The organism is Planococcus salinarum (genome assembly GCF_007004625.1).
GTDB classification, from domain to species: domain Bacteria; phylum Bacillota; class Bacilli; order Bacillales_A; family Planococcaceae; genus Planococcus; species Planococcus salinarum.
Genome location: NZ_VIFV01000001.1, coordinates 349,433 through 364,748, shown reverse-complemented (window position 1 = coordinate 364,748; position 15,316 = coordinate 349,433). Strand labels below are relative to the sequence as shown.

12 protein-coding genes and 1 riboswitch are annotated in these 15,316 nt (G+C 50.4%); of the genes, 7 read left to right on the top strand and 5 right to left on the bottom strand.

The genetic code is table 11. The features are described from left to right. Nucleotides 1-133: 133 nt before the first annotated feature. Nucleotides 134-1,021 (bottom strand): 4-hydroxy-tetrahydrodipicolinate synthase, encoded by an 888-nt coding sequence (gene dapA / locus DIJ65_RS02755; RefSeq protein ID WP_071152311.1) that lies wholly within the window; start codon nt 1,019-1,021, stop codon nt 134-136. Nucleotides 1,022-1,043: 22 nt separating this feature from the next. Continuing rightward, on the bottom strand, nt 1,044-1,277 hold the full coding sequence (locus tag DIJ65_RS02750) for a hypothetical protein (protein ID WP_142836456.1): 234 nt from the start codon (nt 1,275-1,277) through the stop codon (nt 1,044-1,046). Nucleotides 1,278-1,280: 3 nt separating this feature from the next. Next, nucleotides 1,281-1,459, bottom strand: a riboswitch (Lysine riboswitch). A gap of 127 nt (nt 1,460-1,586) precedes the next feature. Here DIJ65_RS02750 and DIJ65_RS02745 point away from each other — a divergent pair. The 5 genes from DIJ65_RS02745 to DIJ65_RS02725 all read left to right on the top strand — a co-directional run bounded on the left by DIJ65_RS02745 (nt 1,587) and on the right by DIJ65_RS02725 (nt 10,081). After that, nucleotides 1,587-2,207 carry a class I SAM-dependent methyltransferase gene (locus DIJ65_RS02745; protein ID WP_117299398.1) on the top strand — a complete coding sequence of 207 codons (621 nt, stop codon included), beginning with the start codon at nt 1,587-1,589 and terminating at the stop codon, nt 2,205-2,207. Between the two features lie 498 nt (nt 2,208-2,705). Beyond that, complete coding sequence (locus tag DIJ65_RS02740) at nt 2,706-3,872, top strand: TraB/GumN family protein (protein WP_071152304.1); 1,167 nt, start codon at nt 2,706-2,708, stop codon at nt 3,870-3,872. Nucleotides 3,873-4,017: 145 nt separating this feature from the next. Beyond that, nucleotides 4,018-7,095 carry an efflux RND transporter permease subunit gene (locus DIJ65_RS02735; protein ID WP_117299400.1) on the top strand — a complete coding sequence of 1,026 codons (3,078 nt, stop codon included), beginning with the start codon at nt 4,018-4,020 and terminating at the stop codon, nt 7,093-7,095. 213 nt (nt 7,096-7,308) lie between these two features. Further along, the gene (locus DIJ65_RS02730; protein WP_230321273.1) at nt 7,309-8,658 is read left to right on the top strand and encodes an MDR family MFS transporter; all 1,350 of its coding nucleotides are present in this window, start codon (nt 7,309-7,311) and stop codon (nt 8,656-8,658) included. Between the two features lie 211 nt (nt 8,659-8,869). Continuing rightward, on the top strand, nt 8,870-10,081 hold the full coding sequence (locus DIJ65_RS02725; protein WP_117299403.1) for a NupC/NupG family nucleoside CNT transporter: 1,212 nt from the start codon (nt 8,870-8,872) through the stop codon (nt 10,079-10,081). Between the two features lie 536 nt (nt 10,082-10,617). On the opposite strand, the gene DIJ65_RS02720 is transcribed toward DIJ65_RS02725, so the two are convergent. Beyond that, nucleotides 10,618-11,577, bottom strand: coding sequence for a nuclease-related domain-containing protein (locus tag DIJ65_RS02720; protein WP_230321259.1), 960 nt, complete (start codon nt 11,575-11,577; stop codon nt 10,618-10,620). A 323-nt stretch (nt 11,578-11,900) separates the two neighbouring features. On the opposite strand from DIJ65_RS02720, the gene DIJ65_RS02715 reads away from it, so the two are divergent. Beyond that, entirely contained in the window at nt 11,901-13,199 is a 1,299-nt protein-coding gene (locus tag DIJ65_RS02715) for an NCS2 family permease (RefSeq protein ID WP_071152102.1), read from the top strand. A gap of 114 nt (nt 13,200-13,313) precedes the next feature. Further along, the gene (locus DIJ65_RS02710) at nt 13,314-13,499 is read left to right on the top strand and encodes a hypothetical protein (protein WP_071152104.1); all 186 of its coding nucleotides are present in this window, start codon (nt 13,314-13,316) and stop codon (nt 13,497-13,499) included. Nucleotides 13,500-13,544: 45 nt separating this feature from the next. Here DIJ65_RS02710 and DIJ65_RS02705 read toward each other — a convergent pair whose 3' ends face one another. Both DIJ65_RS02705 and DIJ65_RS02700 read right to left on the bottom strand, forming a co-directional pair. After that, nucleotides 13,545-14,129 carry a hypothetical protein gene (locus tag DIJ65_RS02705; protein WP_142836455.1) on the bottom strand — a complete coding sequence of 195 codons (585 nt, stop codon included), beginning with the start codon at nt 14,127-14,129 and terminating at the stop codon, nt 13,545-13,547. 137 nt (nt 14,130-14,266) lie between these two features. Then, nucleotides 14,267-15,169 (bottom strand): MerR family transcriptional regulator, encoded by a 903-nt coding sequence (locus DIJ65_RS02700; protein WP_071152100.1) that lies wholly within the window; start codon nt 15,167-15,169, stop codon nt 14,267-14,269. Nucleotides 15,170-15,316: the final 147 nt, after the last annotated feature.

Sequence of the window (15,316 nt, the reverse complement as noted above, 5' to 3'; positions counted from 1 at the left end):
AGGGCTCAAAAGTCTGGTAGCACGTTATGAAACTTTGCGTTATGCATCTTAATTGAACCGCCGTATACCGAACGGTACGTACGGTGGTGTGAGAGGTCGGGAGTTAATCGCTCCCTCCTACTCGATTGCTCATTTATACAGAAACTTTGATGTTGCCGGCTTCGAGAAGCTGGCGCAGCGTGGCGGTTTCTACTTCGTTCAGCGGAATCATCGGCAGGCGGACTTGGCCTGTCTGGATGCCCATCAATTGCAACGCAGTTTTTACCGGCACCGGGTTTGGCGCCGCAAACAGCGCGTTCATAATCGGCAACAGTTTGCGGTGCTGGGCCGCTGCCTGTTTAATGTTGCCTGCTGTAAAATTGGCCACCATCTCCTGCATTTCATTGCCGATGATATGCGAAGCGACAGAGATGATGCCATCGGCGCCGATTGCCATCAGCGGCAGGGTCAGGCCGTCATCACCGCTGTAGACGGTGAAGTCGGCCGGTGTCTCTTCGATAATCATTGACGCAGCGTCAAGGTTGCCGCTCGCTTCTTTGACAGAGACGATATTGGCGACAGCCGACAGGCGGATGATCGTTTCAGGTGCCATATTAACCGCGCTGCGGCCGGGGATATTGTACAGCATCACCGGCAGGCGGGTTGCTTCGGCAATCGCTTTGAAATGCTGGAACAAGCCTTCCTGTGCGGGCTTATTGTAATAAGGCGTAACGAGCATGATGCCGTCGACACCGGCTTCTTCCGCCTGTTTGGTCAGTGCAATTGAAGTGCGGGTGTCGTTCGAGCCTGTTCCCGCAATGACGGGGATGCGGCCATTGACTTTTTCGGCCGTAAATTTGAACAGCGCCAATTTCTCGGCTGCTGTCAATGTCGGCGATTCACCGGTCGTGCCGGCAACAACGAGGCCGTCGGAGCCGTTGGCAATCAGGTGCTCGATTAATTTTTCCGTTGCAGGAAAATCGATGTCGCGATTTGTATCCAATGGCGTCACCATTGCTGTAATAATTTTTCCGAAGTTCATATGATCCCATCCTTTTCCCATTTTATAAGTTCTTTTTAACAATTAGATACTGGACCATTTCATCCAAGGTGCGGTATTGAGTCAGCGAGGTGCGGTTATCGGCATATGAGGTGCGGTTCCAATCATCCGGGGTGCGGTCAGCACCCAATGAGGTGCGGTCGCAGGATTTCCCGGGAAATAAAGCCGGCTTCGCCAATGAAAAAAGCAGCAGCGGAGGATCCGCTGCTGCTGCAGCAACACAAACCAAGTGTGTCACTGTGCGCCAGATAGCCCTCCATGCGGTAAAACCGCATGACAGTCCAGCATCTCTTAAATGCAGGACCAGCAGCGGGAATCTGGGCTTTCCGCTGCTTCGGCAAGCACCCCTTTCGGCAAAGTTCTGCAGAGCCCATGCTCCTCAATCTGCTTACTGATGGTGATTGCGCCTCTATCCCACTCCTGTGAAAAGGAGTAAGAATTATTGAATTAGCTAGACTTTATCAAAATCTGCTTTTATTTGCAAGTGGCTTAGGGTATTGATAGAGAAGAACAGAAAAATCCTGTCAGCAGATGCGGAGGGAATAATATGGAAGAACGTGAAGGGGACCGCTACTTGAATATCCAAACAGCAGGAACACAATGGATATCTGAAGCTACATTGCATCATAATCGCTACGAACCGACGCCTTATGAACATTTGAAGGAATTGTTCAACCGCCACCCGATGGACGAGGAAGCGGGTGTGGTGGATTTCGGCAGCGGCAAAGGGCGGATGAACTTTTATGTCCATGACCGCTTTGGCTGCCGGACGAGGGGCGTGGAATTGAACACCAGTTTTTACGGAGAGGCGCAGCAAAATCTCGAGGACTATGGCCGCAACGGCAGCCACAGCCTTGCACTGGATCAGATCCGCTTCGATTGCCGGATGGCGCAGGAGTATGAAATTCAGCCGGTTGACACCGTGTTTTATTTTTTCAATCCGTTTTCCGTACAGATTTTTATGAAGGTCGTCGATAACATCCTCCGATCCCAAGAGGTCTATCCCCGGAAAGTGGAAATCATTCTTTACTATCCTTCGATGGAATATATTGAGTTTCTTGAACGCAGTACGGCTTTTGAATTGCGTGAATCGATTGACATGCCGTCGATTGGCAAAGATCCTGCCGAACAGTTCCTGATTTATCAATTTTCACCGCAGCCGATTTAACGGGAACGGAGATGGCGTGTCCGCCAAAGGGATACGTTCAGTGCCGTCGGATTTTAAGAAGCTTTTGTGAAACCTGCCGAAAACAGAGGCGCAGGATTGATATTTTCCCGCCAGTAATCCATTATATAAAATAGACAGTCTTTTCTTATTTATATATGTTGAACTAATAGGCTGGAGAAGCCGGTATTCCGCAAAACAGCTCTGAAGAATTGCCCCCGCAGGCTTCGGTCAACTCTTCGCTGTTTTGCTCCATATCTCTAGAGATTTCTCCAGCGCCGGCGCGCCTCTGGACTGGGCGGAGCAATAAGACAAGTGTTCTTCTTGGCTTATTGCGGGAGCCAAGGTGTGCCATACGAAGATGGCACCTCCTTTGCGACGAGCTTGCGCAGGAGCATAATCTTGGCTCTGTCCTAAGCGCCGAAGCGTCGTTTTATGCTGATGCTTTAATTTAATATATTTAATATGAAAAGAAATAAATTCTATGAAGGAAGTAAATCCATGCAAGAAGAAAATATCACACGCCTGCAATATGGCGATAAAGAATTGATCCTCATCGGCACCGCCCATGTTTCCAGACGCAGTGCAGAACAAGTCAAAGAAGTCATCGATGCTGAACAGCCGGATTCGGTGTGCATCGAATTGGATGCCCAGCGTTACCAGTCGGTAACCGATAACAGCAAATGGAAAGAAACCGATATCTTCAAAGTCATCAAAGAGAAAAAATCGAGTCTGTTGCTGATGAACCTGGCCATTTCGTCGTTCCAGAACCGTTTGGCTGACCAATTCGGCATCAAGCCGGGCCAGGAAATGATCCAGGGCATCAAGTCAGCGGAAGAAAACGGTGCGGAACTGGTGCTCGCCGACCGCAACATCCAGGTGACGTTTTCCCGCATCTGGGGCAACATCGGTTTATGGGGCAAAATGCAATTGCTGTCTTCGGTGTTTTTCAGCATCTTCAGCAAAGAGACAGTTTCAGAGGCGGACCTCGAAAAGATGAAATCCCAGGATACCCTGAGCGCCGTCATGGACGATTTCACGAAAGCTTTTCCCCGCCTGAAAACGCCGTTGATCGATGAGCGGGACCAATACCTCGCGCAGAAGATCAAGGATGCACCTGGTAAAAAAATCGTGGCAGTGCTAGGCGCCGCGCATGTGCCGGGCATAAAGAAGGAAATCCATAACGAACACGACCTTGATAAGCTTTCGGAAGTTCCACCGAAGTCCAAATGGCCAAAAATCATTGGCTGGGCGATTCCCGTTATCATCATCAGCATCATCGCCTATACATTTATCGCCAACCCGGCTGCCGGTCTGGATCAGACCATCAGCTGGGTGCTGTGGAATGGCATATTGGCCGCAATTGGTGCAACCATCGCATTCGGCCATCCACTGGCGATTCTGACCGCTTTCGTGGCGGCACCGATTTCTTCGCTCAATCCGCTCGTGGCGGCAGGCTGGTTTTCGGGACTGACCCAGGCATCGATCCGCAAGCCGAATGTCGGTGATTTCGAAACCTTATCGAAAGACGTTTTCACCTTGAAAGGCTTCTGGGACAATAAAGTCACGCGCGTCCTGCTGGTAGTCGTCCTGACCAATATCGGCAGCTCCCTTGGCACCTTTATCGGCGGTGCAGACGTCATCCGCCTCTTTATTGAAAATATCTGAGTTCGAAACCCCCGCAACAGCTTTGTGCTGGACGGGGGTTTTTTACATTTTTTCAAGCATGCGGATTGGACAAAAGGATTCATAAGATTATACAATACTTATACAAATACAAAAAGCTTATACAACGTGAAAAGGGGTTTTTCTTATGAAGTATTTACTGGATCGCAGCAAGTTGTTTATTTTCCTGGTTTTCATTTTTATGCTCGTGGGTGTCTATACCTTTCTGACTCTGCCGCAGCGTGAAATTCCGGAAACCCCGCCAGGACTCGTTCTCGTATCGACGATTCTGCCAGGAGCCGGACCGGTAGAAGTGGAACGGTCGATTACAACACCGCTGGAAAGAGAGATCCAGAAAGTGGATGGCATATCTTCCATCCAGTCCATCTCTTCCAATTCGGCGTCAATCATCACATTGGAAATTGAAGACGGCGTTGACCCTGGAGGGCTGATCAATTCGATTCAGCAGGAAGCGCAAAGCGCATCTTCAAATTTCCCGGAACAGGCGCAGGAAACGTCTGTCCAGAAGCTTGACCTGACGTTCCCGCTTGTATCGTATATGTTCTACGGTGACCGTGCAGAACTGGATGACTTGGAACGGTCGCTGGCGGAACTGTCAGAGGAAGTGGAAGGGGTTGCAGGCGTGGCCGGCACGACAGTGAAAGGCCTGAACGACCAGCAGGTTCTGATCGAATTGGACGGCGAAGCGCTCGCTGAGAATAACCTGCAGCCATTTGCAGTGCTCGAATCGCTGCAGCAGGCCAATCAGCCGCTGTCACTCGGTACCCACGATAACGGCAACGAACGGCTTGTGTTGACGGTCAGCCAGGAGGAGGGCATCGAAAAGCTGCAGCAATTGCAGGTCGGCCCGTCAGCGGTTCCGTTAAGTGACGTGGCAACGATTGAAACCGTTGACGAGGAAACGTCCGACATTGTCACCTTTGAAGGCGAGGACGCTATTTCCTATACCGTTTTCCTGCAGACCGGACAGGACATTCCGGCTGTTGATGAGCGGGTCACAGAAGTGATCGAAGCATTCAACGAAACCCTGCCGTCCGGTGTCGAGGCGAACAAATACGTGTCGCAGGCGGATAACGTCAATGAAATCTTTGGCGGGCTCTATGTTTCATTGCTGATTGCGGTATTGGCCGTACTCGTTACAACGACAGCGGGTCTGACGCTTTTCGGTGCCTTTGCCGTTGCTTTGACGGTACTTGCTTCGGTCTTGATCGGGCTGATCCCGATTCCGTATTTGGGCGTCGATTTGAATCAGATTTCGGTCATCGGGCTTATCATCGCCATCGGGATTCTGGTTGATGACAGTATTGTCGTCAACGATAATATCCAGCGGCGTTATAAACTCGGGGATTCGCCGCGTGCAGGCGCCATTAACGGTGTGCGTGAAGTCTACCCATCGATCATTTCTTCCAGTTTGGCGATTGTCGTGACGTTTTCCCCTCTTTTGCTGCTGTCCGGCGGCAACGGGGCATTCATCAAGGCCTTGCCAAGCATTCTCATCACGACCATTATTGCATCGACAGTCCTGTCAATTACGCTGGTGCCGATGATGCAATACTTGAAAACGAAACGAAAAGCGAAGCGAATTTCCAAGACGCCTGGATTCCTGGGCAAACCGTTCGAGAAACTGGCGGTGTTCTATTCGGAAAAGGTTTTGCGCGGCGTCCTGAAACACCCATTATGGGTGGGCATTGGCGGTTTGCTCGTTGCAACCGGCCTGCTGTCGCTCGCTTTTTTCACACCGTTTGAATTTTTCCCGGAAGCTGACCGCGAGGAAGTGACGATGAACGTCCGCCTGGCGGAAGGGACTCCGATTGAAGAAACCGATGCTTTTCTGGCGGATGTAACGGAAGAAATTGCGGAAGAAGATGAAAATGTCAATGAACTGGCGATTTTCACCGGCAGCGGCTTGCCGAATTTGTTCGCCTCTTCACTGGAGAATACCGGATCGAATACCGGCCAGGTGGCTATCCGTATCGACCGTGACAATACGTCAGCTTCGGCCTTTATCGACAAATGGGAGCCGGTGCTGCGCGAACGCTATCCGGATGCTGAAATCTTCCTCGACACGATTGTCCAGGGGCCGCCGGTAGGCGCACCGGTGACAGTCACTGTTACGGGAGAAGAGATAGAGGAACTTGAAGCGCTGCGCGATACTCTGAAAGAGCAGATGCTCGACCGCGGAGCGACCATTGTTACCGATAACCTCGGTGAACCGGTTCCCGCCATCGAATATGTTCCGAACCGCGATGCACTGGAAAGCAACAGCATCCCGCTCAGCCTGGTGACAAACCAATTACAGCTTCTGACACAGGGTGTGCCGCTTTACAGTATTTTCGAAAACAATCAATTCTATGATGTGGTCCTGCAGCAGAGCGGCATCGAAGAAGGGGAAGAGATTGACCTTTCCGAATTTGCAGTTCCTGCTGCCGGCGGCCAGGGCGGCCAGCAGGGTCCGCCGCAATTGATCCCGCTGGATGAACTATTGGAGGAAGAACAGACGACGGCGATTGCACAAGTGCCGCATGAAGATGGGGAACGCGCCATCACGCTGCGTGCTTTCGGCGATGCGGATGATTTTGAAGCAGCCATGCTCGAAGTTGTCGATGCCGAAAGGGCTGACCTAACGGAAGGGTATGAGATTTCCACTGGCGGTGAGAACACCGACCAGGAAGCCTTCTTTGCCGAAATCGGCATCCTGTTCCTGGTTGTGCTCCTGCTCGTCTACCTTGTCATCGCTTTCCAGTTCAAGTCGTTCAGTCTGCCATTCCTGGTGCTGATCGCTGTTTACCTTGGTATTTCCGGCGCCATCCTCGGTTTGTTCCTGACACAGACACCGCTCAGCTTCCTTGGTGTCATGGGGATTGTTTCCTTGACGGGGATTGTCGTTCGGAATGCGGTCGTCCTGATCGACTTTGTGGAAACGCGTCGCCTGTCCGGCAACTTTTCAATCAAAGAAGCGATCATGGAATCGGGTTATGCACGCATCAAACCGATTATCCTGACTTCAGTCACGTCGATTGTTGCGCTGATTCCGGTTGCCTTATCGGGCGATCCACTGTTCGAACCGCTTGCGGTGACCATCATCGCCGGTCTGGCATTCTCCAGCTTGTTCACGTTGGTGATGATTCCAGCACTTTACCTGGTGTTTTACCGCATCAGCCATCGGGACAAGAAGTCGAGAACAAAAGCAAAAGCAAAAGCTTGAATTCCAGCAGCACAGCTCTCGTCGGCTGTGCTGTTTTTTATTGGAGTAAAGAGCAATCCAGATTAGTTGAAACCGATGGAGGGAACGAGGATAATAGAACGCAAATTGCGCTTGGAATGCAGACTGATTGGGAATGGGGTGAAGCCAGTGGCGAATAAGCATGATGTGGAAAATAAGAAAGACATAAAAATTGGTCCGCTGCTGGCGGTGCTGATGGCCGGCGTTTTTGTCGCGATTCTGAATCAGACCCTGTTGGCAACGGCGCTGCCGCACATTATGGATGATCTCAACATAACCGCAAATACCGCCCAATGGCTGACTACCGTGTTCATGCTCGTCAATGGCGTGATGATCCCGGTAACTGCTTTTTTAATCGGCAAATTTTCTACACGCGCTCTATTCCTGACGGCGATGGGCCTTTTCACTCTTGGAACGATCATTGCAGCGTTTGCTCCCGGATTTTCGGTATTGATGCTCGGCCGCATCATCCAGGCTTCCGGGGCCGGAATTATGATGCCGCTGACACAAACCATTTTCTTCGTCATCTTTCCCATTGAAAAAAGAGGGCAGGCGATGGGCTTGTTCGGACTGGTCATCTCTTTTGCACCGGCCATCGGACCGACCCTGTCCGGCTGGATTGTCGGTCAATATCCATGGCGGGCATTATTCTACATCGTCATTCCGATCGCGTTGATCGATTTGATCCTTGCTTATTTTTTCCTGAAAAATGTGACGAAACAGAGCTTCCCGAAATTGGATGTCATTTCCGTCATGCTCTCAACGGCCGGTTTTGGCGGAATCCTTTACGGCTTTTCCAGTGCGGGCACGACCGGTTGGGGCAGTTTGCCGGTCCTGCTGTCCATCGCAATCGGTGCCGTATCGCTGGCGTTTTTCATCCAGCGCCAGTCATGGCTGAAAGAGCCGTTGCTTGAATTCCGGGTCTTCCAATACAAAATCTTCACTTTGTCGACGATTCTCAGCGTCATCGTTTTTGTTTCCATGATCGGGAGTGCCACCATCCTGCCAATCTATATGCAGGATATGCACGGCTTCACCGCCTTGGAATCCGGATTGATGCTTCTGCCCGGCGCCATCATCATGGGGCTCATGAATCCAATTACCGGCCGGGTCTTTGATGCGTTCGGCGGCAAATGGCTGGCCATCATCGGCCTGATGATTGTGACGGTCAGCACATTCCAATTTACTGTATTGACCGCCGAAACGTCCTTTACTTATTTGACCATCATGCACGCCATCCGGATGTTCGGCGTTGCGATGGTCATGATGCCGGTAACGACAGCCGGCCTCAATCAGCTGCCGGAACGCTTGATTCCGCACGGTACCGCAATGAGCAATACGATGCGTCAGGTGTCCGGATCGATCGGCACCGCTCTGCTCGTGACCATCATGACGAGCACCGCTCTAGATCCCCAGGAATACGGCGTACAGGGGCTGATCCGCGGAGTCAATATTTCCTTTATGGCCGCGGGCATCCTCAGTCTGATTGGTGTCTTCCTGTCCTTTTTCCTGAAGAAAGCAGACCCGCCGGATGAGGATCAATAAAACCGGAGAGGCCGAACCGATGGGAGAGCTTGAGAGAATTTCTCTTCAATTTTGAATGTTCACCCGATTGGGAATATGGCGGAACGAGTGATTTGTAACACAATGTTCATTTACTTCTTCGCATGCCTTTGATAAGATGTCAGACGACGGATGAGTTAAGCGTTTTATTTGCTAAATTTTCTGAGAAAATACTAATTTATGAGGTGAAGTTGTGAATATATTGTGGGGCATCTTCGGCATTTTCGTCGTTCTGGGACTTGCCTTCCTAATGTCGGACGGAAAAAAATCCATTAAGCCACGGACAATTTTAGGTGGACTGGCTATTCAAATCAGTTTCGCGTTCATCGTACTCGAATGGGAAACCGGGCGTCAGGGACTGCTTTGGTTCTCTGGATTGGTCAATAATGTAATCGGTTACGCGGGTGAGGGAATTCAATTCTTATTCGGCCCTGCAGCTGATACAGAAGGATTCGGTTTCGTCTTCGCGTTCCAGGTGTTGACAATCATCATTTTCTTCTCTTCTTTGATTTCGGTCCTTTATTACTTGAACATTATGCAGCTTGTTATCCGCATTCTCGGCGGCGCGTTATCGAAACTACTGGGAACAAGCAAAGCGGAATCGATTTCTGCATCAGCCAACATCTTTGTCGGCCAGACGGAAGCACCATTAGTCGTGCGCCCGTTCCTGCCGACGATGACGCGATCCGAGTTGTTTGCAGTCATGACCGGGGGACTCGCCTCGGTTGCGGGTTCCACACTCGCGGGTTATGCACTTCTCGGCGTTCCGCTTGAATACTTGCTTGCGGCCAGTTTCATGGCGGCTCCAGCCGGGTTGATCATGGCGAAAATCATGATTCCGGAACGTGAGGAAGTCGAAGAAAAAGAATTCGTAATGGAAAAAGATAAAGAATCGACAAACGTAGTCGACGCTGCTGCACGTGGCGCAGCCGACGGTCTGCAACTAGCGTTGAATGTCGGGGCAATGCTTCTGGCGTTCATCGCATTGATCGCGTTAGTGAACGGCATGCTTGGCGGCATCGGCGGCTGGTTCGGCTATGAAGGCTGGACAATCCAGGGAATTCTTGGATTCATCTTCGCTCCGCTTGCCTTTGCAATCGGCGTGCCTTGGGTCGAAGCAGTCCAAGCGGGCAGTTTCATCGGCCAGAAGCTTGTTCTTAATGAGTTTGTCGCTTATGTATCTTTCACAGATCAAATGGCGGATCTGTCACCGAAAACGATCCTCATTGTCAGTTTTGCGCTTTGCGGCTTCGCGAACTTGAGCTCACTGGCAATCCTGCTGGGCGGCCTCGGATCTCTGGCCCCAAGCCGTCGCCCGCAAATCGCCAAACTCGGCATGCGTGCAGTTGCTGCCGGAGCCCTCGCTTCACTGTTGAGCGCCTCGATTGCAGGAATGTTCTTTTAAACAATAAATTCTGAAGCCACATGCTGTTGCGTGTGGTTTTTTTGATGGTTTGGGTTTGTGGTTTTGTCGCATTTCGCTGCGGCGAAATGCAATCAAATAGGGGTTTTGTTTTTCGCTTCGGGCGTGGCGTGGGGAAATGGATATCGGCATGAAAATAGCGTAAGAAAAAACTGGAGGGCGAGTAATGCCAGCATTTCGCCGGGGCGAAATGCGATAAAGATTGAAAAACTTTGGGGAGAGTAGATTTTGAAGGGTAATGTTGATCGGAAGGGCTGATTTCTTTTGAAAAGGGATGCCAGTGTTGGTGGAGAGGGGCTTTTCGCATGGCGAAAAGCTTCCTTTTGATGTTTTTGGGGGTTGGCGAGAGGTGGACTAGGTCGGGGGAGTGTGTTATGCGCGATTAGAAAAAGATATGCACGATTAGAAGAAAATATGCGCGATTGGGAAAAAATACGCGCGATTAAAAAATGATATGCACGATTAAAAATTTTTACGCGCGTTCCGACAAAATAAGCATAAAAAAGAAGAGAGCAGGATTAAACTCTCTTCTTTAAACTATACTTTCTGGCTTTGGATTCTCCAGAAATCTCAAAATCAAATTGTGTTAATAGTCTGGTCGCTACGGACCTCGACTCAACTCCACACCACTCACGAAACGCCTGATTCGTGATATGCTCATCAATCAGCGAAAAGTATTCACTCAACGCCAACTTATGCGCCTGCCGGTCGCGGTGGCCGCAGTCCGGGCATTGCCAGCTTTTCTTTATTCGCTCCATTCCGTACGCCTGGCAGGCCTGACATTGGACGCTATTTCGGATTTCACTCGCTTCAATATAATACTTACCGCACAAAGGGGTTCTCAGATAGGGGACGTGCCCGCTGATGATCTGCTTCTTAATTTTCAGCAGATTCGGCGGTTCGGCTTCAAGGGGGAAAGCCTTTAGAATTTGAAATAAATATTCGGGCATCTGGTAGACTTTGCAGAGGTGTTTGCCTTTTGGCCTGGCAATAAATTCGCAGCTCTTGGGTGTGAAGACGATGAGGCCGTTGACGGGCAGATGGATCTTTCTTCGCGCGAACCATTTCGACAGGAAGCGAATGTTTTTGTTTAATTGGATGCGGGGGTCGTCAAAAACTTCCTTCACATCATTGCTGTCAAAACGATAGAACTCACTGGTCTTGTCATCGAAATGGAGCCTGCCGCTGATGTTCTTTGAGTCGATGATGATGGCGCCACGGTTGGTCAGCACGATGCCGTCAAATTGCGTTTTCCATGAACCGATCGCCAAACCGACATCCCACAGCGCATGAACATCTTCGTCCGGCTGGAATTCAATGAAACGCTGGCGCATCCGTTCCTCGCCGCGAATCCCGGCAACAGTCCGGTGCAGCTTGCCCACAAGGTAATTTCGCTGTAAGTGGACGGCCGGCAGGCGCCCGATCAACGAGCTGAGTGCTTCTTCCATCGACAATAACTCCATGCTTTCTCTATCCACATAACACCTCATTTCTTCAGATTAATTGAAGTATAGCATTTCCGAAATCGAAAAAATTATTTCCTGGGAAATAATTTTTCGAACAAATCAAAACCTCAAATACCCGGCATTTCGCCGGGGCGAAATGCGAAAAACCCACGCTGAATTTCTCAATAATTCATCCGTTTGAAACGCGAAAAACCCCCACACGATAATCTCCAGCCCTGTCAACCCCCCAACCTTGACGGAACCCCCGTTTTAGATTACAATTCTATCTTGGCTTACCTGGATTTATTCAGGCAGAGCGGGTAGGGAGAGGGCTAATTTAATAGAAGGTTTTGTATATGTATAATTGGATGGATCGTTTTTTCGGTCTTAAAGAAAATGGTACATCGGTGAAACGTGAGCTGTTGGCGGGCTTGATCGGCTTCTTCACGGTGGTTTATATCATCGCGGTCAACTCGTTGATCCTGTCGGAATCCGGCATGCCAATCGAAGCGGCGATCATCGCGACGATTGCGGCATCCGTTTTCGGTGCACTGGTCATGGGTTTCTGGGGCAATGTCCCGATTCTGCTGATTCCGGGCATGGGCATCAACGCACTGTTTTCCTACACGATGGTCCAGTCGATGGGCCTGACGTGGCAGGAAGCTTTGGCGGTCGTCTTCGTTTCCGGCGTCATCTTTGTCGCTGTGGCGTTTACGCGTTTTGCTAAAGTGCTGAGCGCGGCCGTGCCGCATTCGCTGAAAGAGTCGGTAACAGTCGGTTTGGGTTTATTCCTCATGCTGCTGGGTCTTGAAAACGGCGGTATCGTGGTAAGCGGTGCAGGTTCAATCTTGGCGCTGGGCTCGGTCTCGGATCCACAGGTGCTGGCGACAGCATTGACGTTCGTCATCGCCATCGTGCTGTTCATCCGCAACGTGCCGGGGAATTTCCTTATCACGATTGTAGCGGGAACATTGATCGCCTTTTTCTTCGGCATGATTGACCTCAGCGCGCTGAATGAACCGGCGATGAGCGCTACTGAAGCGTTTGCCGGATTTGGTGCCTTGAGCTTCACCAGCTTCCTGACCATGGGATTCTGGGTGGCGGTTTTCTCGCTGACGATGGTGCTGGTGTTTGAGAACATCGGCCTCGTCCACGGACAGGTCAATTTCATTGAACGTCCCGAGAAATACAAGCGCGCATTCCAGGCGACTTCGGTCAGCTCGATGGCTTCCGGCGTGTTCGGCACCAGCCCCACTGTGGCAAGTGTTGAAACGCTCGCGGCTATGGCGGCAGGCGGACGCACCGGGTTAACCGCCATCACAACCGGTTTGCTGTTTCTTGGTGCTGCATTTTTCATTCCCGTCATCAAATTGATCCCGGACAGCGCAATTGCGCCGATCCTGATCATCATTGGCGCGCTGATGCTGCAGAACATCAAGAACCTCGACATGAAAGACATGAGCGAGAGCATTCCGGCGTTTCTGATCATCGTCCTCATTCCGTTTACGTACAGTATTGCTGACGGCATCGCCATCGGCTTTATCATGTATCCGGTATTGAAGGTCGGCCTCGGCAAATGGCGCGAAGTTACGCCGGCGCTTTACGTCATCGCCGCGCTGTTCCTTGCGAATTACGTTTTCCAGGTGTTCGGTTAAGTTGTGTCAATAAAGAGGAAACGCACTTGCCAGACAGCAAGTGCGTTTTTTCATTAAATAGCGCTGCAGGATGATACAATGAAACCAGCAGCAATGGAAAGGAGCGACCGCATTATGAAATACACGAAATCGAAGATGGAACGACTCGTCAGCGAAAACCCGGAGCTGAAAAAGCGCCTGAAAGTGCTGAAAGAGGACATGGATCTTGAAAAAGGCTTTGCCTTGAAGGCTCTTTACCATTCAGAAGTAACAGACAACGGACCATACCAGTCCGCCTATCAGGACCTCGACTTGCTCTAAGGAGCAGGTCTTTTTTTTTATGGACAGATTCAACCGCGCTGCATCTCACTCGAAAATTGCTTTTTCCATCCATAAATTCAGTTGCAGATTCGTCACCGTCACTTCGACTTCATCTGCATCTCCCTCTGGCGCATCCAGATAAAACCCGAACCGGTCCCCGTCATGATAAACGAGGCCACTTTCGCTGGAAGACGTTAAGGGGACAGCTTCTCCGCCATTCGAAACGGCTTCCGCTTCGAGGGATTGCGAGAGTCCATTTCCGGTACGGAAATGGTCAACGCCTGAGACCAGTACCGTGCCGTTTGGGATTTCCGCTCCATGCGAGCGGAAAATCACTTCATAGCCCGATTCTTCCCATGGTACAACTTCCAGCACGGTAATCCGGCTGTCCCCGTCATCGAACAGGATTTTCCCTTCATTGCTTTCCAACTCAGCCAAATCGAGCTGGACCGTATATTCACCGTCTACCGGGTCGGTGATTTTGTAATATTCCTCAGTTTGTTCGGCGATATGGGAAATCCCATTCCAATGGAGATGGATCGCATCGATTGCCCGCGGCAGCAGAAAAGCGCTGACGGCAATGATTGCGGCAACGATATACAGAGTGTTCATAGTAGCAAACTTCTTCATAGGCATGCTCCCTTATATGGAAAATTCTGATAACAAAAGTTTATCATAAACTGGGGCCATAACGAGACGCGGAAGAAATTTTCTTTTATACAAAGCAAAAAATCCTCTCCAGACAAATACGTCTGAGGAGGGTTTGATCAGGCTCTCTTTGGCTGGGTGTCGTCAAGCCAGCGCTGCCACTCTTCGTAGGTGGTCCCGAGGTAATGTTCATTGGTTTTATTTTCAACATGGCCAAGGCCGCGTCCACCAATCACAAATTGCAGATCCGGCTTAACTGCATTCAATGTTGAGATATATTTTTCGGCAGCCGGCAACAGCCGTTCGTGGCCGATGGACATGCAGACCAATTTGAAATCCTGTTTTTCCACAAGTTCCGGAAGCCCTTCAAGGGGCGTGTCCGGTCCGATATAGGCTACCGAATAACCATGCTCCCGCAGGAACAGTGTGAACAGCAGCAGGCCAAGCTGATGATGTTCGCCGCTGGGGCAGAATGCCAGTGCTTTCGGTAAATTTTCCGAAGTCGGGAAAATGCGGAAAAACTGCGTGAATCGCTGCAGCACCAAATGGCTGAGCATATGTTCATGCGCAACAGTGATGGTACCGTTTTCCCATTCTTCGCCGATGCGGACCATCAATGGCGCCAAAATCGAGAAGAACACCGTGCGGTAATGGAACATCGAGAAATTCAAATCCAGTAAGTACTGGAAGCGCTCGCTGTCCATTTCGGCGCCGGCGTTATAAAGTTCTTCTATCTGTTTTTTGTAGGGATAGGATCCTTCAGGAGAAGGTGGCAACTCGCTGGCGGGCTTGACGAATTTCTTGCGCGAAGCATGCAAAAGCTTCACCGCTTCGCTGATTTTGATGCCGTTCTCCTGAACCTGGATTTTCAGCCATTGCAGATCCTCCAGATTCTGATCGGAATACAGGCGATGGCCTGACTCTGTACGGGCTGGAGTGATTGCATTATATCGAGTCTCCCACGAGCGGATGGTGACCTTGGGCATATCAAGAATCTTAGCAGCAGCTTTTATATTGTACATGGCAGGACCCACATTTCTATAAGTTAATTGTATATTTATTATACAAGCAGCTATAGAATGCGTAAAGTTTAAGGCTTTCGGTGGCAATGAATGAACCCCAGAGCGGGCGTTCATGCACTGCGACTCGAATTCAAACAAAAAAGCAGA